Raw genomic sequence first — 17,971 nt, forward strand, 5'->3', positions numbered from 1 at the left:
CTTCCAGCCGCCGGGTCCTGGAGAGCGGGTCGGCGGGCGATGTCGCGTCATGGCGCGGCGCAGGACGCACAGGGGAGCGGCTCAATTCCGACGTTGCTTTTGTCGCCCCGGCGTGCCCGCGAGCAGCGCGCGGTAGCCGCCGGCGGCCAGCGCCTCGGCTTCGCGGATCAGGCGCTGGGTCCGGCGCCGTTCGGGCGAGGCTTTCCAGGCGGCGCCGCGGCCGATGGTCATGTGCGGATAAACGAGGCGGCAGGCGACCTCATGGCTCGTGACGCGGATACCATCGCGCAGGTCGAGGATCGCGAGCAGCAGGTCGAGCCGCTGCGCCTGGTAGAAGGTCGGCCACGCCGTAGAGGGTGAAGCAGCCGCCCCGCGCAGCCAGCGATCGAGATCCTGAACCGCCTGGAGCCGCGTCCCGGTCATGCCATCGAGGGGGACGACCGCGGCGAAAGACGCGCGTTCCGGATGGCCGCGCAGCCAGATCCGGTGAAGCGCGCCCTCATGCTCCAGGATATAATGATGCCCGTCCGCCGCGACCCGGTGCGCGACACACCGCTCGGCGAGGCGAACGCCAAGTCCGCAGCCAAAGACCGGCCCGTCCGGAACGACAATATCCGCGGCATCGACCATGACGACATAAGGACAGGCGGCCACGTCCCAGAAGGCCGACGCCTCGCGCGCCGGAAGCCGCGGGTCGGCCGGGAAAGCAGAGGCCCCATCGCCGGGCCATCACCTCCTGCAACGCCGGACCCGCGTCAGGGTCCGCCATCACGCTCTCATAGTCGCGGCGATAGTCCGGGCTGCGGCGCAGAAATTCCTGCGCGTAGCCGGGGAAGTCGAGACGCGGCTGCCGGTCATCGTCCTGGTTCCCTTTCCGCGCCATGGCTGCCTCCGTTCGAGGCAGCAGAATTGGCCGGCGAAACACGACCGCCAATTCCAAGAGGCGGGAATCCCCATCCCCAGAAATGGGTATCCCGCCCGGCGGCGCCGGGCGGGTCCTGCGGCTCAGTCGCCGCGCCGGCTCTGGCGGCTCCAGACGAGATCGTGCTCGCCTTCTTCGCCTGCGAACAGCTGCGCGAAGATCGGCGCGGTGAAGCTCGGATCGTCGAGCTTGACCGAAAGATAGGGGCGCTGGTCCTGCGTCTGTTTCTCCCAGGCCGCGCCGACCTCGACGTCGCCGATGAAGACACGGTGGCTCGGAGCATTGCCGCTGGGGTCTTTCTCGGGCGTGATGCGAACCGATTTCGCCTGCACCGCAAGGGTGGTGATCTGACCCCGATATTCGCCGGAGACTTTCTTGAACGTGCCGATCCTGGCCATGATGCATTCCTTCCTTGGCTCGGGCCGCACCATCGCGGCCTCGATGCGCATCGACCGTCGGCGGGGAGCCGGGTGGGCAGCCGCAGGCCCGCAGCGAAGCGGAGGACCGCGCCGGCGCGTCTTTCTTGTTTCGCGAGGAACGGCGGCACGCCGGGGGAAGAAAGTCGCGACCGGCGCGGTTGCGCGAGGCCGGATCAGCGAAGCGGCCCGCCGACAGATGGCGCATTTCGAGAGGCCGTGATGGTGCGGCTGGGCGGAGGGATCCGTGGTCGGGTGGGCAAGCAAGCCGGCGATAGCGGAGACAGCAAAGACCTAGGCGTGCAGCTCGCCTCGTGCGATGCGATTACCCGGCGGCACCAGATCGCGCCAACTGGCGGCCCCGGTGAGGATGGCGACAAGGACGGAAATGCCGCGATCAGCCCATGGCTCGAGGTCGGCCAGTCCCGCAAGCGCGCCCCCGGCCTGATAGCCGGCAGCCGCGGCCGTCCCGGCAAACAGCAGGATGACGCAGACACGAATAGCGAAGGGCGCGCTGCTGCCAGCGAGGTACCGACCGAACGCGTGGACCGAAAACCCCGCCAGAAATCCCGCGGCCAATATCGTCAGCCAGCCAGAACCATGATCGCGCAGATAGAAGGCAAGCGCGAGGCCGGCAAAGAGCGGCAGCGCGTATTTCGCACAGCGAAAGAGCAGGAGCAGGGCGTAGACCATGGCTACGCCGCCCAGGATCAACATCAAGGTCATGACCGTCCTCCATCCGGACGCGCCCGCCACCACCTCCTCAGCGCAACCTGCGATGCGAACATAGCAAGGACCGGCCCGGGCGAGAACCCGAACCGGAACGATGCTGGACCCAATGTCCGGCGCTTAGCGGTTGAACGGGTCATATTCGCAGACGATCGTTTCGGGGTCGCCGTCGAACTCGTCGAGCGGCATGACCGAATAGCCGGCACTGGTCTCGACGAGGATGATCACGGTCATCATCGTCCGGGCGAGGTTCCAGCCGAGCGATTGGGCGGTGGTAAGCGGCATGGGATCAACTCCTGTCCTTGGGAGCGGGCCATTCCCGCTCGACAGGCGCCCCGCCGGACGGGGACAGGCCGCAATCACCGCGAGCGCAGCCGCGGCCCGAGCGAAGCGTGGGGACCCCGAAGCGGGTTGATTGAGGGAGGCCTGGCCTCGGCCAAGGGATCAGCGGCAATCGAGAGCGGGAATGGCCCGGGCCCATGCGGCAGAGCCCCACGCCTCCCCCGCCTCCCAGCCGCACGGCCCCGTCCCGGCCCCATCGCTGACCCATTCCGTCCCGGCCCCCACCGACCTTCCAATGGCGCCAGAGCGCGGCGCACCGTCCGTCCTGTTCCAACCGACCGGAACGAAAAGCGCAGGAACGAAGACACGGGAAGGAAGCCCGGTACCCCCCGCGCCACGGCAGCACGAAAAAGGGCGGCCCGCCGGACCGCCCTTCCATGGACTTGAAGCGATCGGCTCCGCCCGAAGGCGGAGCTTGGGAACCCGTCAGGCCGGCGGGTTCCAGATGATAACCTTCTTCATCGGGTCGTCGCCGGGTGCGTTGGCGACATTGCCGTAGATCGTCCCGAATTCGGGGGCCGACATCGTCACCGACACATATTCGGCGCCATTGCTCTGCGAGAAACGCTTCCAGCCGGCACCCAGTTCGAATCCGTTCTTGCGGCTCAGGATGCGATAATCGGGCTCGTTCTCCTTGGTCTTGCGGCCATTGGGTACGATCGCGATCGGCGCGGTGACGTTGAGGGTGGCCAGCGTGCCTTCGAAGCTGCCGTCGGCCTTGACGTTGAGATTGGCGATGGTGGGCATGAACTTTCTCCTTCGGTTGCTCGGGGACTGTCCCGATGGCGCCGGAAGAAGGGACCGCGAGCCGCCGTCACCGAGCGGCACGCGAGGGCGAACCCCGCATGGGGTTGACGGCCAGAGGCGAGCCGGACCCGCAGAAGGGCGACAGGAAGGGAAAGGCCATCAGCGACCGGGGCAAAGCCCAAATCACCGTCGTCCAACGACCCGGCCGACCGCGATCACGGGCCTTCCCAACTACCGCGCCTGACCGCCCGCTAGTCGCAGCGGTGCGAGCCCCAATATTTGTCCCATCGTGCCGCGAAGCCGCTGCGGACCATGCCGCAGGAGATATCGCCCGAGCGGGGCGAGGTGCAGAAGGCGGCGGTGCGGGTGCCGCCGGCGCCGCCGCGCGACACGCAGCGCATGGCAGGCCCGCGGACAAGGATGTGGCCGGTTCGGTTCCGCCCCTGCGGCCCGCCGAGCAGGCGAGCAAGATGATCGCGCGCCGCGACAGGATCGGCGTCGGGACAGGGATGCCCCGGACTGCAGCTGCCATCCATCTCGCGCGCGGCAACGCCCGAGAGGCGGACATGCGGCCCTTCGGCGCACTAGATCGGCCCGTCGCCGTCCCAGACCGCGACCGGCGTGCAGGTGAAGGTCTGGCCAGCCGGAACGACCGAAGCGAGAAGGAACAGACTGATCATCATCCGGCCCTAACGCCGCAGACCGACCGATTCAAACACCCGGACAATCCTGAGCGACAAGTCGCGGCGCGAAGTGCCCACAGGAAACGCGCTCTTGGCGAGCCCGCCGCCGGGCGGCGTGCGCGCGGGCCTGGGGGCCAGCCGCCGCCCGGCAAGGACAGCGAGCCAAGTGCGCCGCGCGGCCCGAACAACGCGCGGCCCCTGGCGCCGCCTGTCGGCGCCAGAGCACGCTCAATCGAGCCGCGCTCGATCCGGCAGCGGCAACTGCCCGGCGTTCAGCCCTGGTAGCGAATGACGTGCCGCGGCTCGCCGCACAGGCCGCAAGATGCTTTCAACAGTTCGAAGCCGCGAACGCCGCCGGCAGCCTGCGTCGCGGCGCCGGCCTGCGCGACGGACGAGAGATCGAGCCGGTCGGCGATGCATTCGTCGCAGAGCGGCGCCCCGTCCATGCGCCGGACAAGGGCCTCAACCCGTTCTGCAGTAGATGATCTCGTAGCCATGGGCCTGCCCTAGACATGTATCCGGATTCGCGAAAGTCACGAGCGTGCCACCGCTGGCCTTGGCCGTTTTGAGACTGTCCGTTTCCAGCGCCGAAATCAATAAAGCGGACGTTAGGAAAGCCCGCAGCAGCCATTGCCGTTAGCCCATAATCCGAAAGCTTAGTAACAGGCTACTTTGCCTGCTCCCACCAGAGCGCTGACCAAACCAGCTATGCTCGATTACATTTTTAAAATTGAAATCTGCTCTGATTTATGATTTAATTTTGCGATGCCAAAGGTAAAGGACGCCCTCAACGGTTTCAGCGTCGCCGAGGTCCACTCAATCAGTGGGCTGTCGATGCCGATGATTGATTATCTGAAACGCCACGGCTTCCTGCAGCCCGCCTATTGCAGCGCCGACAATCCCCGCGGCCGCGTTCGCTATTATTCCTATCGGGATCTTCTCGTCGCGAAGATGATCCAGCGCTTTCGCGACACGGGAATTCAGCTCTCCCGACTCAAGAACGCGGCACAGCGTCTTTCGGACGACGGCTTCTGGCCCGACGGAGAATCCCCGGTTGGCGGTCTAAACTGGGTGGTCAGCGACGGCCGCGGCGTCGGCTTTCGCGATCGCGAACAGCTTCAGGAAGAAATTCTGGGCAGCGGGCAGCAGGTTTTTGCGTTCGTGCTGAACGTGGGCGAACTGCTTCGAGATATTCGCTCGAACATTCCCGACGAAAAGCAGGCGCTCTTCTCGATGGCCGTCCGAGACCTACAGTTTGCATCACCCGGCGGGGCTAGAGCCACATGACGTTGCCCTCGCCCCAACGCCCCTTCAAGGGCGTCGGCAGCCGGACCCGGAGCGGATGCGGTCTGCCTCGACACCCTTCCCTTGTTGAAGTGAGCGCTCTAGCGGCGACCAACTTTCGGAGAGACTCATGAATTTTCATTCGCGGGCGATAGCACCAGCAGCCCTTCCTACCCATGTCGATGCGGGCGATACTCTTGTCTGCTGGTCGCGGATGCAGGCTGAGGCTGGACAGTCACTCGACGCGATCATTCGCCGCAAGGACCTCGAACGCGAAGCGAACGGAGGGCTTTTCCTTTGGGGCGTGGGTAATGCGCCGTCACGGCTGGCCCATATATTTGCGATGATGCGGCAGCCCGTCAGCGCGATTTTCTCAGTAATGAAGTCAAAGCCGAAGCCGATCGATGCGGAGGCTAAGGATCTCCTTCTCTGGCGCGCCTATTATGACGCCGCCGGTACGCCCCGCCGATTGCCGACCGCGTCGGTCGTCACCAGCCGGTCGTGCACGTCGGCGGGCCGAAAGCGTGCCCATTATGCGCTCATGTGCCGCAGCGACAATCCGCTAAGGATCGACCGCGGCGGCGCGCGCTTCGACCCCCTAGCATTTCGCAACGTCGGCGAGCGCGGAGGACCGGTCGGCGCATCGCAGGTCACCGCCCTCCTCCGTCAGGTCGAAGCCCAACGGGACGACGCCTCCTACGAAGTCAGCATGACCGCGAACCTCGTCGAGGGATATTGGGTCCGTCTCTGCGATCCGGTCCTGATTGGGCCAGCGGAGAAGGCCGAACTCGACAACCTGTCGTCGTCTTCATCAGCGGACTGGTCACTGCTGGCGGCCCGGCTCAAGGATCGACCGGCGCTCTACCACGAAAACGAACTGCTAGCCTAACGTCAAAGGTTCCCTTTTCGTTCTCATGGTGCTAAACATGCCCCCACCAAAGGATCGGCAGGGCGATTGGACGCGGAACGCAAGAAACTGACAGACGAGCTTCGCCGCGCCGGCATCAGCAAGGCCGCGATCGAAGCGGCGTGGCCGAGCTGGTGGGACGAGACGCTCGCGGCGTCGCCGTCTGGCCGTGCCGAACTCAGGTTTGCACTCGCGCGCCGGCTCGGTTTGCGTTCACAACCTCTGCTTGGTGAACGCGTCGAATTTGTCTGGAACGACGAGGCACGTTTCAAGCATCTGACCGCCGAGGACGAGGCTGCACGGGCGGCCATGACCTCATTCGGAATGGCGATCGGCAAGTCTTTGCTTCAGTCGGTGGCGGAGGGCCCCACGATGGGCGCTATCGACGCCGAGCGGCTGCGCGTAGCATTGCTCGCCAGACGGCCATATGCAGACCTGCGCGGGCTGGTCTCGACTTGCTGGGCACTCGGCATTCCGGTCATCCATTTGCGAGTCTTCCCGCTCGACGCCAAGCGAATGCATGCAATGGTCGTCCACTCGAGCGGACGCTTCGCAATCCTTCTCGGGCATGATGCGCGTTTTCCCGCGCAGCTTGCCTTCACCCTCGCACACGAACTCGCGCATATCATGCTCGGCCATCTTGCGGGCGCGCCTGCGCTGGTCGATCTTGAAGATCCGGCGACGGCCGTTGAACGCGACGGGCAGGAGCGCGAAGCTGACGAATATGCGCTGACCGTCCTAACTGGCAGCCCTGATCCAACCATCGAGACGAACATCGATGATTTCAATGCGCCGACGTTGGCGCAGGCGGTGCGCGTCGCGGCGCCGGTTTACCGGATTGAGCCTGGCACACTCGCGCTGTGCCTTGCGTACCGCCGGCAAACCTGGCCCGTCGCAATGGCCGCGCTCAACAGGCTCTACCCGGACGTCGGCCCGCTTTGGCAAGAGGTGAACGGCGTCGCGTCGCAGCAGATTGGCTGGGACGTCCTCACCGACGACGCGTCCGACTATCTCCGCAGCGTTATGGGGCTGCCGGATGCGTGAGAGAGTGTTGCTCGACAATGACGTCCTCATCAAGATGTCGGCGTGGCAGCTCGGCGGCCCGCTGACGGACTGCCTGACCACCGCATCTGGGCCGCCTGCCATGCTGGGCGTCGCGGTCTTCGTCATCAGGCGCAAGCTCGGCAAGATTGGCCTTCAGAACCCCGCGGCCGCCGAGGCCGCCTTCGCCAGGCTGTGCGACGCCCTCTCGCTGGTTGAGCCGACCGAGGAAGAGCTTCATACGGCTGCGGCGCTCGAAGAGGCTGCCAATCGAGCAAATCTCCAGTTCGACACGGGCGAGAGCCAGCTCGCCGCCATCCTGTTGCACCGCGGCGGCGCGCTGCTCGCCACGGGCGACAAGCGCGCCATTGCCGCGCTCGCGGTGCTTGCGCCCGACGAGTTGGCAGGCCGCGTCGCACCACTTGAGGCGTTGCTACGGCAAATAGCGGCGCGGATCGGCATTGAGCAGCTGCGTGCGCACATCTGCAGCGAACCCGGGGCGGACCGATCTGCCGCGATCTGCTTCGCTTGCCACCGCCAAGGGGCTATTCTGGCCGCAGAAGTGGAAGCCTGCCTAGCGAGCCATCTTGGCGATCTCAGCAAGGCCGCAGAACCGATCCTGATCAGCGATGCCGCACTCTCAGCGCTGGCCGCGTAGGAAGACCGCATAGGGTTTGCGCAATGTCGCGACGAGGCTGATCGGAATATCGCGAAGCGGGGCATCGTTCGGGATCTGGGGGCCGTCGAGCATCTCAAGGCAGGCCTTGTCGACGCGCCCCTTGATATAGCGCCCGCCATTTCGCCCCATGCTGTTCCCGATAGGCACCTGCGTCTGGTTCAGCGGCAGCTGGAACTCCGCTTTGCGCAGATTGTCGATCCAGAGGGCGTAGCGCGAACCGCGAACACTGATCGCTTCGGGAATCTCGTGCCAGTCGGTGCCGTTGACCGAATACTCAGCCGCGCTGATCGGGTCGGCGAAATGCTTGGAATTGATCTCTTCCATGCACAGCTCGATGACACGGCCGCGCGCACCAATCGCCTCGCCGAAGGGCTGAACCATCGTGCTCGGATGGCAGGTGCTCCCGCCATAGCCCCACAGTGCATAGCCTGCCTGCCGGATCTCTTCGTCCTTTCGCGCGATGATATCTTCAAGGCTCTCGCGCGCATGCACGCCGACCTTCATGAACAAGATGCCGTCGCCGGGCTTATAGGGTGCGTTCATCGGCTATCTCCGAACAGTTTGAGCTCATATTCATCATCATGTGCCTTGCCGTAATTGACCCTATGGCGCTCCAGTACGTAGTGGACCCGCGCCTCCTTTGAGCGACCGTAGAAATTCTCGAGGCGGACTGGATCATTAATGGCACTGCTCAGGAGAGCTGGCGGTTGATTGCCCGGGAGCGCCGAAATGTAGAGATTGCAGGATCGTAGATCGGGCGCATCATCCAGGTGATATTCGTGCAGCTTGCGCTGCATTTTGGAGACATAGTAGCCCTTCTCGGCCGCACGGCGCTGGACGCTCGCGAGGACCTGCTTCGGCCAGTCGAGTTCGTCGTCATCGGCAATGACGATCATCCCCTCGCCACTGTGGCGGCAAGCCTCAATACCGCGTTCCACGAATATGTTGACGCTCTCGCCATTGTTCGAGGCGCCCCAAGGCGGGTTGGTGTAGAAGCAATCAAACGGCTCGATATCGGGCAACGCGTCGAGGACGTTATAGAGCTGAGCGTCGAGATTGGTGATCCCGGCGGCTTCCGCAAAGCGAGTTACGGCGTTGACGGTGCGTTCGTCGAAATCGAACACGGTAATGTGCGAGGGCCCGAATGGCAGGACATCGCTCGCTTGCAGATATGCGACGCAAACGCTGATCGCGTCGCCGTCACCAATGAACGCGAGCCGCTTGCCATCGGCCCAGTCGGCGACGATTTCGCTCTGGAAGACCATGTCGCCGGACTTCATATGAATCTGGTCGAACTCGCGCAGCGGCCGCGGACGGTTTTGCACGACATCTGATATTGCGTTAATAGCGCGCCGCAGATCCACTTGGTGCGGCGGCCGTGGAAGCGCAGGTTTGGCTGCAGCGGGCGGCGAGCGTTTCCGTCTCAACCAAGAAAAGAGCGGAATCATATGATTTCCGTCCTGAACTGCTGGCGAGCGTCCGCCTGAGGGTTGCTGTCGATCGTTGCCGGGAGCCTCCTAGTCCGATCGTTTGACCTTATCGGCCCAAGCGCTATCGCGCAAGATGTTCCGTTTTAGTTCCTCCCCACCCTTGAGTTCGCGCTCCGGCGTCGCCATAACATCTGCATCATGTCTGCTGTCTACCGATCTGTTTCACATCCTCGCGGCTGGTCTGGCCTCCCGGAATACGATCTCCGGAATGGGAAGCTTTATCGTTCAGTGAGCCATCCATCTGGATGGTCAGGTCTCCCGGATTATGAGCTCCGCGGCCGCGCCTTCTACCGCACAGTGAGCCATCCATTGGGATGGTCGGGCCTGCCAGACTATGAACTTCGCAACGATGGACGGATATATCGCGCCGTCAGCCACCCCGAAGGATGGGGAGGCTTGGCAGACTTCGAGTTTCGTTAAACCAAGGCCAAACCCCGTAACTGTTGCAACGCTCGATGTGCCTAGGCAACTTTGATGCTGAGGATGCAAAAATCGGAATGCAGTGCGTCATGCGATAGAGCGCAAGGCAGGTCTGCTGAGGTGATGTAAGTGACGTGCGCCAGCTGCTCGCGGCCGGTAAAATCGGATTTCTCGGGGTCGAACTCACATAATAGGAGGTGATCCCCCACTCGGAAGTCACGGTCGCTTGCTCGACGTAAATCGTGCCGCTTACGACCTACCCTGATCGCCTCATAAAATTTTGGCCAGCATTTCAGTCGGTGCGTGATTGGCGCACGCGCCAAGCTGCGCGCCGTGGCGCCTGCTGTGTCAATTAGGGCAGTGGCATCGCTCATCTCAGCCTCACATAAGAATGGGTTGCCCTAATGTCTATCATGAGAGGGGTGTCAAATCAGAGTGGTCGAAATTGAGAATGAACGCGTTTCTCGTGCGCGGCGGAACGATGGCCGGAGCGATAAGGTCCAATGCAACGCTGCTCGGTATGCGGGAAGCAGCGCTCGCCTTCGTCGCCCGGGTCCGCAACGGGATGTTCTCTATGCGGTCAAGCGGGAGCCCACCGCGGCGAGCCACTGCATCAATCACATTCTCAACCACAGCAGCAATTTCAGCCAGTTCAGCAGTCTCCAAGTCGAAGTTAGGATCCCGGCTATCGAAATAGATGATACCGCACACGGGACTTGGCGGGAAAAAATCTTTGTCGGGCTGAAGTACGGGGACCGCTGCAACGAAGCCGACTTCGTCCGCCATTTTCCGTGACGCCTCGTTCAGATGGAGCTTCGCCATTGCGGCCGAAAGCTCCGCAGGGTCGATACCCGGCCGAGAGCGAATAATTTGCCGTGTCCGGTATGCCAAACCGATTGTGGCGTTGCCAGCCGGGAAAGTCCGCCCTGCGGTTGGAGCACTCTCCTCGAAACCCCGACCTACATAACCGCAAAGCTGCTGCAGCAAATCCTCACCGTGGATCGATAGCACGCGGTGCATCGTGATCCGGAAGTGCTTGGCATGAGGCCTGAGTCTTCCGATTTCCGCTTCCAAAGCGCCAACCAATGTATGACCGATAAGCGACGTTGGGCCGGGGAGATATTCCTTTCGCCAGATTTTGCGCTCACGATCACCCACCTTCCCCGCGTCTTCGAGCCGGCCCGGTGAGCCGAAATAACCGCCGCGCCACAATATTTCTGCGGACTGCTGCAGGCGCTGACACCTGTTATCTTCCCATGATTCAGCCAATGCTTTGCAGATATTAGCGGGTAGTAGCCGTCGTAACTGACCAATACGGTCAACGCCATGCCGCCAAACAACGTTGTCCTTTGGAATATCGAACCGAGAGACAAGTTGGCTCTCTTCCTCGTTTGAGGGAGCGAAGCCGCCGGCACGATAAAGAAGATAAACAAGCACGGCGTTTTGGAAAGATATGCGACTGGTTCCAGACTGCAGCAACTCCGAAAAGTTCCGGACCTTCAAATGTAGTACAATCTCGGTATCCCTACGAAGACGCTTGCCTAGTTCGCCGATGACCCGCTTCATTAGCGATCGTACGACTGGCTCCTCACACAACGAATCAAGCTTCGCAAACAACGGGAAGTCAGGTCCGCCATCTAGGAACTCGCGCCTTATAGCCCGTAACCGCGTGATGAGCTTCGGCTTGTCATCAAATAGCTCCGTGAGAATTCTGTCTTGGCGAAACTGTGAGACCTTGAGCCTGAGCAAATCAATCATTGCCCCGTCCCCTTGGCCCGAAATCAGATAGGACCGCCTAGGCTGGGTGAGGCTAGGTTGCCCATAAACTTCGTTTCGCCAATACGACGACTGACCGACTTCAAGCCCGAAGCCGACAGCCAGGATGACTAGGTCGAATCGTTGGGATTGTCCCTTTGCGCTGCGATCTTCTCCAAGGACGTTTCCATCCCATGCAGCGCGCTGATCGCCTACCCACTCCACTAAGACTTTGTTGGCGGCTGGGGCCTGCACCTGAAGGTGACGGGTATTACAATACAGTTTGAGAGCAGAGCCGTGATCTTTTACGATAGACTTCCAGCCGCTTAGTACTTGAACGACAACGTCAGAGGCGCGTGCGGCAGTCCAATTCAGGACGGGCAGCATTGCCGCCGCAGCCTCGCTTCCCTCCTCCGGCCAGTCGTAGATATGCGGATGTAACCAACGAGTATCGCTCCCTTGCTGGAGCGGAAGGAGTGTGTCGCGCTCTTCGAATATTGTTATGTCACAGCGACAATTCTTCTGCAGCAGCGCGGAAGCGAAAGTAAGCCCGGCAAACCCGGCGCCGACGATAGCGACGGATATCGTATCTTCTTCGGGTCTAGTTGGTATTTTTCGCGACTCTATGAGGGCCCACGCGAGGTTCAGCGCGCGCTTCTGCTGACTAAGCACGGTGACGCCATCGTCAAAGGTGCCAATTGCAAATAGCCGCTGCGATGACTCAAGACTGAAGGTAGCTGCAACTTCGTCCGGACCCCGCCCTGATTCCAGCTTAGAAGACCGTCTCGCCATCCAGACCATTTGCCCTTCGCAACCGGCTTCGCAAAGCCCCAATCAGCATATACTTGAAAAAGGATCGCGGCCAGCAACGACCACAACTGCCTTGATTATCGCCGAGCTAACCGACGCGGCTTTCAACGAGATCCGATAACCAAGGAGAAACATCCTTAATACTCACGGCATCAAAATTATCAGCGTAATAATCACCAACAGTTCGGTATTTATCGCCAAATCTCTCTATAAACATACTCTGCAATTTTTCATTCCGGCTAAGTACACTACTCATCGCGCGGCCACCACGTAGAAACTTCAAGGCGTGACCAGTTCCAAGCAGATAGAGATCTTTTTGCTTTTTGCTCGGGCTCAGCGCTAACATTAGGTAATCTTTGAAGACACCGTTTTGCCTAATCGTTTCCGAACCACCTCGCCAATTTATGAACTTAAATTCGGCTACCCTCATATTGGTTTCAAGGTCAAAAGCTCGACCCGTGTTGCCGGCACCGAGGGAAACATATTCGACCTGTTCGCCCGGTCTGAGCAAATGCGGAAGGCACAGCAAAATACCGAGAGCATGGATGGTAACGTTAATTTGACCTGCCTGACGTTTCAGTTCGGCAGCAGCGCTCAAGACATCGCGGTCGGCATCGACACCATTGAGAAAGCCAGCGCAGTCAGCGGCGGTGACGCCTCGTATCGAAGATTCTAAGCGAGTCAGCGTTGCCGTCAGGTTTGGACCGGTAAATCGGGCAAGCGCAGTAACGTTGTCCGTCGACATATTTCCCCCAGCGGCAAACTGAGTTAGCACCGACTGATTGACGAAGGCACATCTCCGCGGCGTCGCCACGAAATAATTCTGCCGCAAAGCCTTGATGTTCGTTATCCGCCTTCCAACATAGTTGGTATCTACTCACTCGGGGGGTAGAGTCACGTGTTATGACTGTAAAGGATGAATGCGAACCGAAGCATGAAGCGGATGGCCATTTGAGCAACTCCGTTGAAAGCCGAAGAACGTATCGCCTGCCAACCGACCATCGCGAAAAGCGCGATAGCCGCGACGGCGACAGCATACTCGACTTTGTCGAAGTGAATTCCAGATAGAGCTGGGGCGACCCTGCTCGTTGCCAACGGTGCGGGGCGGTAGTGATAACCGGATGGAACCGGTTGCTACCGCCCCCTCTCGTTTCCGGGGGGAGGCAACATGAGCGAATGGCAAATTAAGCCGGGTGACTATAAGCGTTACCCACATTTCGATCAGGTCCTAAGACCGGACGAAATCATTGCGCTCGTGAGCGATCCCGTTCGGGTTGCGCAAAACACGTTCTTTCCGTTGCTTCGATACACGAAGAAGTGGCAGCCCTTTCGACCCGACAAAGCAAGTGGAAAGCCTCGTCCGAAGCCTAAGGATCGGCCAATTCGATATGCGTCCCGAAGGGATGCATACATATTCGCGTATTACCGACATCTGTTGAGCGGCCCCTACGAGGTCGAGCTAGCGCGGCTGGGCATTAGTCACTGTCCCGTCGCTTACAGGCGCATCCCCATCAGCACAGAGAATCGGAAAGGTAAGTGCAACATCCAGTTTGCGCGCGATGCATTCGATGCGATCAAGGAATTGGGAGATTGCTGCGCTATTGCCGTCGACATTAGCAGCTACTTTGAATCTCTCGATCACGAAAAGTTGAAAGCGCTTTGGTGTCGCCTGCTTGGCACTGATCGGCTCCCGGCCGATCATTTCGCTGTGTTCAAAAACATCACGAAATACCGAGTGGTGGATCGCATAGATGCATACACCCGTTTGGGCTTCTACGGCGTCAAAGGCCACACTAGCGGCGGCCATCCAATCAACGGCTACCTCGTGCCCTACAAGGATGTGCCGACTCAACTCTGTTCCCCGCATGATTTCCGACAGAAAATCCTTGGGGAAAATGGCCAGTATAAATCGCTCGTCGATCCCAACGATAAGCCTCACGGTATCCCGCAGGGCGCGCCAATTTCGGATCTGCTGGCCAACCTCTACCTGATAGATTTCGATGTCGAGATGAACACGCTCGCGGAGAGTTTGGGAGGAACCTACGTCCGTTACTCGGACGACATCCTCCTCATCCTGCCAGTGCCTGTCGATCAGGCTCGCGCCATCATGGACAGCTTGCCCGCGCGGATCGGCAAATATGGTGACGAGCTCGTCATCAAGCCGTCGAAATCATCTCTGGTCCAATATGCACGAGATGGATCCAGGCAGCGCTGCACCTTGATCGCCGGGAAAGGCAGAAATGGCCTCGAATATCTCGGCTTCCGATATGATGGCCAAAACATCCTGCTTCGCGATTCAACAATGTCGAACCTTTATCGTAAGGTAGCATCAGTTGCTCGCGGCCATGCGATGGCCACGGTGAAGCGCTATCCGGGCAAGACATCCTCCGAACTCCGCCGGATGTTCAATTTCGAGCAGTTCACTAAGCGTTTCGGCCGGGTAGAAGGTTTTGAACCCAGCTCATCAACCAAGACATGGACCTTCTGGACATATGTCGTGCGTTCTGTGGAGGAGTTTGGCCCGGCAGGCCTGAAAATTCGCGGTCAGGTCAGCCGCCTTCGCCGCAGGGCTCGGCATAGGGTGGATGAAGAGATCGATCGTGCGCTGGTAAAGAGGGCAAAACAGAATCCGTAAGATGGGAGCTCAGGGTCGCGGGCGCGACTGCACGAACAACTGATGGACATGCATCACCAACTGACCCGAGGGCCCTCCTTCCCATCTCTGCAACTGACTGCCGTTCGGTAGAACGGCGAGCTGGAATCGCAACGCAACCTAGGTCCGCTTTCAGGCTGGTTTCCCAAGGGCCGAGAAAGGCTGAAGTCGGGCGCGAAGCGGCCATGTCGCCAAGCAGCCGCAAGATCGAGACTATGGGGATGTCGGCTTGGCCGCTCGGTCCTTGTTCCGCTTGTCTGCGACAAAGCTGTGGCTGCCTTCACCCTTGACGATCTCGAACAGCCCAGTCGCCTCGAACAGTGCCGGAAAGTTCTTGGCCCCATAGTTCCTTGGGTCGATCGGCGCCTGCCGCTTAACTGCGCTACCGGCCGCGGACATCGACGCCCATCCGTCGTCGCGCGCCGACGCCTCGACCGCTCCGCGGAGAATCGTCACCAGTTTGGTGTCCTGCGCGAGCTTCTTGTTGGTCGCCTTAGCGGGCGGCGTACCAGCCTTGGCCGGCTCTTTCGTTTTTGGCGCCTTCGCTACGGCTGGCTCGGCTGGTGCGGCCGGCGCGTCGACGCCTTCGAGGTTGTCGAGATAGAGGAAGGTCGTGCAGGCGTTGACAAAAGGGCTTGGGGTTTTGCGTTCGCCGAAACCGTAGACTTCATGGCCGTTGGCCCGGAGCTGCATGACGAGAGGTGTGAAGTCGGCATCGCTTGACGCGAGGCAAAAGGCGTCGAGCTTTTGCGTGTACAGAAGTTCCATCGCGTCTATCACCAAGGCGATGTCGGTGGCATTCTTTCCGGTGGAATAGTTGAACTGCTGGATCGGCCGGATCGCGAAATCGTGGAGCTTGTCCTTCCAGCCCCTGAGGCTGTCACTGGCCCAGTTGCCGTAAGCGCGGCGGATATTGGCCGTTCCGTATTTAGAAAGCTCGGCCAGTATTGCGGCAATCTTGCTGTGCGAGACATTGTCGGCGTCGATCAGCAACGCGATCTTGCGGTCCGCGATCACCCGCGTGCGATCATGGGCGTCGGGTGTATCGGTCATCGGCGCAACGCCTCTTCCAAAGTCGCGATCCGCTCAGAGCAGATGGCATGCACAGCCCGACCGAGTTCCTCGACACGTCCCGCCAGCCAGAGCAAATCGGCCTCAGCGATCCGGTAATGCTTCGAATAGCGCGCCTTCACATATGCTTCTTTCAGCTTCTCGAAGCGAGATCGATCCGCTTTCAGCTCCCGAGGCCAGGCGTCGACCAGACGCATATCGATCCGCTCAGCCTGCGTCCGCAGAAAACCCAGATTATGCACGTGCGGCGTGTAGAAGGTGCAGACCAGCAAGGCGCAGTGATAAAGAAATTCCGCAGCTTGGTGGGTATCGAAGGCAGATTCGCGATACCGGCCTTGGCTGCGGGTGTAGTTCGCAGTGTCTAATCGACCAGCCGCTGCTGGATACCACTCCTCAAAATACTCCCGCGCCATCGCCAGGGCCTGCTCGGGCGTCTTCGGCTTCGGCTGGTGCAATTCCTTGTCGTCATATTCGTAGAGCGCGATCCCGTCGCGCGCGACGTCGATGAAGAAATAGCGCCCATGCGCGAGCCCGTCGTTCACCTCCTGCAAGGTGTGGACGATGAAGTTCACCGGCGTGTGCAGCGTCTTGTCGATCGCGAGTTCGCGGGTCAGCCGGTCGTCGAGCTTGGCCCAGAAGTCGACCTTGTCGGTGAGGCGCTTGTCGTTCACGATGATGAGGAGATCGAAGTCCGAGCGATAGCCCTTGGCGGTGTGCGGCTCGTCGACCCAGCCGCCGCGCGCATAGCTGCCGTAAAGGATGATCTTGTCGATCCGGCCCTTCTTCTTCCAGCTCATCGTGCCGAGCGCGAGCGCATCCTCAAATTCTTCGAAGACAATCGCCTTCACGCGTTCGAGCTCGCGCTGTTTGGCTGCCGGGAGATGATCGAGATCGGTACGCATCGCTTGTCCTTCTGTGGTCACATGCTCGCCCGATGGCAAGCGCGGTCGGATCCGGATCGGCACCTCATGGCGCTTCCCTGATGCGAAAATCCCAGACAGGGATGCCGAACGCCCGCGCCTTGTCGACGAGATTGTCTTGGATGCCGGTGCCCGAGAAGACGATGAGCCCGGCGGGCATCGCATCGATCATCCGCTCGTTGCGCTTGAAGGGGGCCGCCTTCCGGTCGCGGGTCCAGTCGGGACGGAACGCCACCTGCGGCACCTTGCGGGCGTCGGCCCAGCAGGCGGCGGCGCGTTCGGCGCCGGTCGGGGTCGCGCCATGGAGGAGGACCATGTCGGTGTGCCGGGCATGCACCCGGTCGAGCGCCGACCAGATATGCTGATGATCGTTGCACGAGGGTCCGCCCGAGAAAGCGATGCGCGTGCCCTCGGGGATCAGCGCCTTCGCCTTCTCCCGCAAACGGCGATCCAGGAAGTCGCGGCTGTCGATCATCGCCGCGGTCATCGTCTGATGCCGCACGCGCGACCCGGTGCGCGGGACCCAGGCTTTGCGGGCATAGATGCGATACTGTTCGGCGGCGCATTCGCGGAAAAATTCCATCGCGTCGCGGCGCTCGATCATCGAGATGCCTTCGGCGATGGCGCGCTCGAGTTCGACCGAGTGGATTTCGCTGCCGTCCTGACTGCGCTGAAGCTCGCGCTGCGCCGCCTCGTTCCGGTCGAGTTCGCGCTCGATCCGGTTGCCCGCGCTATGGAAGAGATTGACGACGCCCCAGAGCAGATCCTCGAGATCGGGTTCGATCCGCGTATCGACGAGGCACCCCGCGAGCGCATCGAAGATGTCGGCGACGGCGCCGCTCGCGAGCCGGTCGTCGGGAAGCGGGCGGCCGTCGGGTTCGTCCTCGAAGGGCCGATAGCCGTAGAGCTGGATTTCTTCGAGAAGATGCGCGCTCGCGCAGGATTCGAAGCATGCGTCGGAGTCGGGATGGTCGGCATCGTCGGTCATGGCGCTAATCTCCGGTTGCGGCCGCGCCTTTCGCGGCCTTCGCGGCGACGCCTCGCGGCACGCGGGGTGGGCCCGCACCGCGAGGGGGCGAGCCCCCGCGCGGCCGAAGCGCCA

21 protein-coding genes are annotated in these 17,971 nt (G+C 61.3%); 5 read left to right on the forward strand and 16 right to left on the reverse strand.

The window, feature by feature from the left end; all coding sequences use genetic code 11:
• Nucleotides 1–81: 81 nt before the first annotated feature.
• The 8 genes from ACVENA_RS16525 to ACVENA_RS16560 form a co-directional block, all read right to left on the reverse strand.
• On the reverse strand, nt 82–612 hold the full coding sequence (locus tag ACVENA_RS16525) for a DNA -binding domain-containing protein (RefSeq protein WP_449328962.1): 531 nt from the start codon (nt 610–612) through the stop codon (nt 82–84).
• Complete coding sequence (locus tag ACVENA_RS16530; RefSeq protein ID WP_449326249.1) at nt 500–883, reverse strand: transcriptional regulator domain-containing protein; 384 nt, start codon at nt 881–883, stop codon at nt 500–502. The genes ACVENA_RS16525 and ACVENA_RS16530 overlap by 113 nt, the downstream gene beginning before the upstream one ends.
• Nucleotides 884–1,005: 122 nt before the next feature.
• A complete protein-coding gene (locus ACVENA_RS16535; RefSeq protein ID WP_449326250.1) occupies nt 1,006–1,320 on the reverse strand; it encodes a DUF736 domain-containing protein in 315 nt (104 codons plus the stop codon).
• A gap of 312 nt (nt 1,321–1,632) precedes the next feature.
• A complete protein-coding gene (locus ACVENA_RS16540; protein WP_449326251.1) occupies nt 1,633–2,064 on the reverse strand; it encodes a hypothetical protein in 432 nt (143 codons plus the stop codon).
• 123 nt (nt 2,065–2,187) lie between these two features.
• Entirely contained in the window at nt 2,188–2,352 is a 165-nt protein-coding gene (locus ACVENA_RS16545) for a hypothetical protein (protein WP_317154146.1), read from the reverse strand.
• Nucleotides 2,353–2,835: 483 nt separating this feature from the next.
• Nucleotides 2,836–3,156 carry a DUF736 domain-containing protein gene (locus tag ACVENA_RS16550; RefSeq protein ID WP_058456001.1) on the reverse strand — a complete coding sequence of 107 codons (321 nt, stop codon included), beginning with the start codon at nt 3,154–3,156 and terminating at the stop codon, nt 2,836–2,838.
• 251 nt (nt 3,157–3,407) lie between these two features.
• Nucleotides 3,408–3,692 carry a hypothetical protein gene (locus tag ACVENA_RS16555; protein ID WP_449326252.1) on the reverse strand — a complete coding sequence of 95 codons (285 nt, stop codon included), beginning with the start codon at nt 3,690–3,692 and terminating at the stop codon, nt 3,408–3,410.
• A 419-nt stretch (nt 3,693–4,111) separates the two neighbouring features.
• Nucleotides 4,112–4,336, reverse strand: a complete 225-nt coding sequence (locus ACVENA_RS16560) for a hypothetical protein (protein WP_449326253.1) — start codon at nt 4,334–4,336, stop codon at nt 4,112–4,114.
• Nucleotides 4,337–4,604: 268 nt separating this feature from the next.
• On the opposite strand from ACVENA_RS16560, the gene ACVENA_RS16565 reads away from it, so the two are divergent.
• From ACVENA_RS16565 to ACVENA_RS16580, 4 genes are all read left to right on the forward strand, one after another.
• Nucleotides 4,605–5,126 (forward strand): MerR family transcriptional regulator, encoded by a 522-nt coding sequence (locus ACVENA_RS16565; RefSeq protein WP_449326254.1) that lies wholly within the window; start codon nt 4,605–4,607, stop codon nt 5,124–5,126.
• Between the two features lie 127 nt (nt 5,127–5,253).
• A complete protein-coding gene (locus tag ACVENA_RS16570) occupies nt 5,254–6,012 on the forward strand; it encodes a hypothetical protein (RefSeq protein WP_449326255.1) in 759 nt (252 codons plus the stop codon).
• Nucleotides 6,013–6,078: 66 nt separating this feature from the next.
• Nucleotides 6,079–7,074 (forward strand): hypothetical protein, encoded by a 996-nt coding sequence (locus tag ACVENA_RS16575; RefSeq protein ID WP_449326256.1) that lies wholly within the window; start codon nt 6,079–6,081, stop codon nt 7,072–7,074.
• A gap of 7 nt (nt 7,075–7,081) precedes the next feature.
• A complete protein-coding gene (locus ACVENA_RS16580) occupies nt 7,082–7,729 on the forward strand; it encodes a hypothetical protein (RefSeq protein WP_449326257.1) in 648 nt (215 codons plus the stop codon).
• Here ACVENA_RS16580 and ACVENA_RS16585 read toward each other — a convergent pair.
• The 5 genes from ACVENA_RS16585 to ACVENA_RS16605 form a co-directional block, all read right to left on the reverse strand.
• Nucleotides 7,712–8,293: a hypothetical protein gene (locus ACVENA_RS16585; RefSeq protein ID WP_449326258.1), complete on the reverse strand. Its 582-nt coding sequence runs from the start codon at nt 8,291–8,293 to the stop codon at nt 7,712–7,714. The genes ACVENA_RS16580 and ACVENA_RS16585 overlap by 18 nt on opposite strands.
• Nucleotides 8,290–9,198, reverse strand: a complete 909-nt coding sequence (locus ACVENA_RS16590; protein WP_449326259.1) for a bis-aminopropyl spermidine synthase family protein — start codon at nt 9,196–9,198, stop codon at nt 8,290–8,292. Before ACVENA_RS16590 ends, ACVENA_RS16585 begins: the two co-directional genes overlap by 4 nt.
• 503 nt (nt 9,199–9,701) lie before the next feature.
• Nucleotides 9,702–10,034 carry a DUF3850 domain-containing protein gene (locus ACVENA_RS16595; RefSeq protein WP_449326260.1) on the reverse strand — a complete coding sequence of 111 codons (333 nt, stop codon included), beginning with the start codon at nt 10,032–10,034 and terminating at the stop codon, nt 9,702–9,704.
• Between the two features lie 37 nt (nt 10,035–10,071).
• On the reverse strand, nt 10,072–12,216 hold the full coding sequence (locus ACVENA_RS16600; RefSeq protein WP_449326261.1) for an NAD(P)-binding protein: 2,145 nt from the start codon (nt 12,214–12,216) through the stop codon (nt 10,072–10,074).
• A 97-nt stretch (nt 12,217–12,313) separates the two neighbouring features.
• Nucleotides 12,314–12,970, reverse strand: a complete 657-nt coding sequence (locus tag ACVENA_RS16605; RefSeq protein ID WP_449326262.1) for a hypothetical protein — start codon at nt 12,968–12,970, stop codon at nt 12,314–12,316.
• A gap of 423 nt (nt 12,971–13,393) precedes the next feature.
• Here ACVENA_RS16605 and ACVENA_RS16610 point away from each other — a divergent pair, with 423 nt between their 5' ends.
• Nucleotides 13,394–14,860, forward strand: a complete 1,467-nt coding sequence (locus ACVENA_RS16610; protein WP_449326263.1) for a reverse transcriptase domain-containing protein — start codon at nt 13,394–13,396, stop codon at nt 14,858–14,860.
• Between the two features lie 231 nt (nt 14,861–15,091).
• On the opposite strand, the gene ACVENA_RS16615 is transcribed toward ACVENA_RS16610, so the two are convergent.
• The 3 genes from ACVENA_RS16615 to ACVENA_RS16625 all read right to left on the reverse strand — a co-directional run bounded on the left by ACVENA_RS16615 (nt 15,092) and on the right by ACVENA_RS16625 (nt 17,857).
• Entirely contained in the window at nt 15,092–15,931 is an 840-nt protein-coding gene (locus ACVENA_RS16615) for an NYN domain-containing protein (RefSeq protein WP_449326264.1), read from the reverse strand.
• Complete coding sequence (locus tag ACVENA_RS16620; RefSeq protein WP_449326265.1) at nt 15,928–16,851, reverse strand: HEPN domain-containing protein; 924 nt, start codon at nt 16,849–16,851, stop codon at nt 15,928–15,930. Before ACVENA_RS16620 ends, ACVENA_RS16615 begins: the two co-directional genes overlap by 4 nt.
• A 64-nt stretch (nt 16,852–16,915) precedes the next feature.
• Entirely contained in the window at nt 16,916–17,857 is a 942-nt protein-coding gene (locus ACVENA_RS16625; RefSeq protein ID WP_449326266.1) for an SLOG family protein, read from the reverse strand.
• Nucleotides 17,858–17,971: the final 114 nt, after the last annotated feature.

The sequence above is a fragment of the Sphingopyxis sp. 550A genome, assembly GCF_053569535.1.

What these genes read in the sequence shown, in the direction of transcription:
- ACVENA_RS16555 (WP_449326252.1), bottom strand. Translation starts at nt 3,692, where the DNA reads ATGGATGGCAGCTGCAGTCCGGGGCATCCCTGTCCCGACGCCGATCCT.
- ACVENA_RS16540 (WP_449326251.1), bottom strand. Translation starts at nt 2,064, where the DNA reads ATGACCTTGATGTTGATCCTGGGCGGCGTAGCCATGGTCTACGCCCTG.
- ACVENA_RS16615 (WP_449326264.1), bottom strand. Translation starts at nt 15,931, where the DNA reads ATGACCGATACACCCGACGCCCATGATCGCACGCGGGTGATCGCGGAC.
- ACVENA_RS16585 (WP_449326258.1), bottom strand. Translation starts at nt 8,293, where the DNA reads ATGAACGCACCCTATAAGCCCGGCGACGGCATCTTGTTCATGAAGGTC.
- ACVENA_RS16605 (WP_449326262.1), bottom strand. Translation starts at nt 12,970, where the DNA reads ATGTCGACGGACAACGTTACTGCGCTTGCCCGATTTACCGGTCCAAAC.
- ACVENA_RS16570 (WP_449326255.1), top strand. Translation starts at nt 5,254, where the DNA reads ATGAATTTTCATTCGCGGGCGATAGCACCAGCAGCCCTTCCTACCCAT.
- ACVENA_RS16625 (WP_449326266.1), bottom strand. Translation starts at nt 17,857, where the DNA reads ATGACCGACGATGCCGACCATCCCGACTCCGACGCATGCTTCGAATCC.
- ACVENA_RS16565 (WP_449326254.1), top strand. Translation starts at nt 4,605, where the DNA reads ATGCCAAAGGTAAAGGACGCCCTCAACGGTTTCAGCGTCGCCGAGGTC.
- ACVENA_RS16535 (WP_449326250.1), bottom strand. Translation starts at nt 1,320, where the DNA reads ATGGCCAGGATCGGCACGTTCAAGAAAGTCTCCGGCGAATATCGGGGT.
- ACVENA_RS16620 (WP_449326265.1), bottom strand. Translation starts at nt 16,851, where the DNA reads ATGCGTACCGATCTCGATCATCTCCCGGCAGCCAAACAGCGCGAGCTC.
- ACVENA_RS16545 (WP_317154146.1), bottom strand. Translation starts at nt 2,352, where the DNA reads ATGCCGCTTACCACCGCCCAATCGCTCGGCTGGAACCTCGCCCGGACG.
- ACVENA_RS16560 (WP_449326253.1), bottom strand. Translation starts at nt 4,336, where the DNA reads ATGGCTACGAGATCATCTACTGCAGAACGGGTTGAGGCCCTTGTCCGG.
- ACVENA_RS16530 (WP_449326249.1), bottom strand. Translation starts at nt 883, where the DNA reads ATGGCGCGGAAAGGGAACCAGGACGATGACCGGCAGCCGCGTCTCGAC.
- ACVENA_RS16600 (WP_449326261.1), bottom strand. Translation starts at nt 12,216, where the DNA reads ATGGTCTGGATGGCGAGACGGTCTTCTAAGCTGGAATCAGGGCGGGGT.
- ACVENA_RS16595 (WP_449326260.1), bottom strand. Translation starts at nt 10,034, where the DNA reads ATGAGCGATGCCACTGCCCTAATTGACACAGCAGGCGCCACGGCGCGC.
- ACVENA_RS16590 (WP_449326259.1), bottom strand. Translation starts at nt 9,198, where the DNA reads ATGATTCCGCTCTTTTCTTGGTTGAGACGGAAACGCTCGCCGCCCGCT.
- ACVENA_RS16610 (WP_449326263.1), top strand. Translation starts at nt 13,394, where the DNA reads ATGAGCGAATGGCAAATTAAGCCGGGTGACTATAAGCGTTACCCACAT.
- ACVENA_RS16550 (WP_058456001.1), bottom strand. Translation starts at nt 3,156, where the DNA reads ATGCCCACCATCGCCAATCTCAACGTCAAGGCCGACGGCAGCTTCGAA.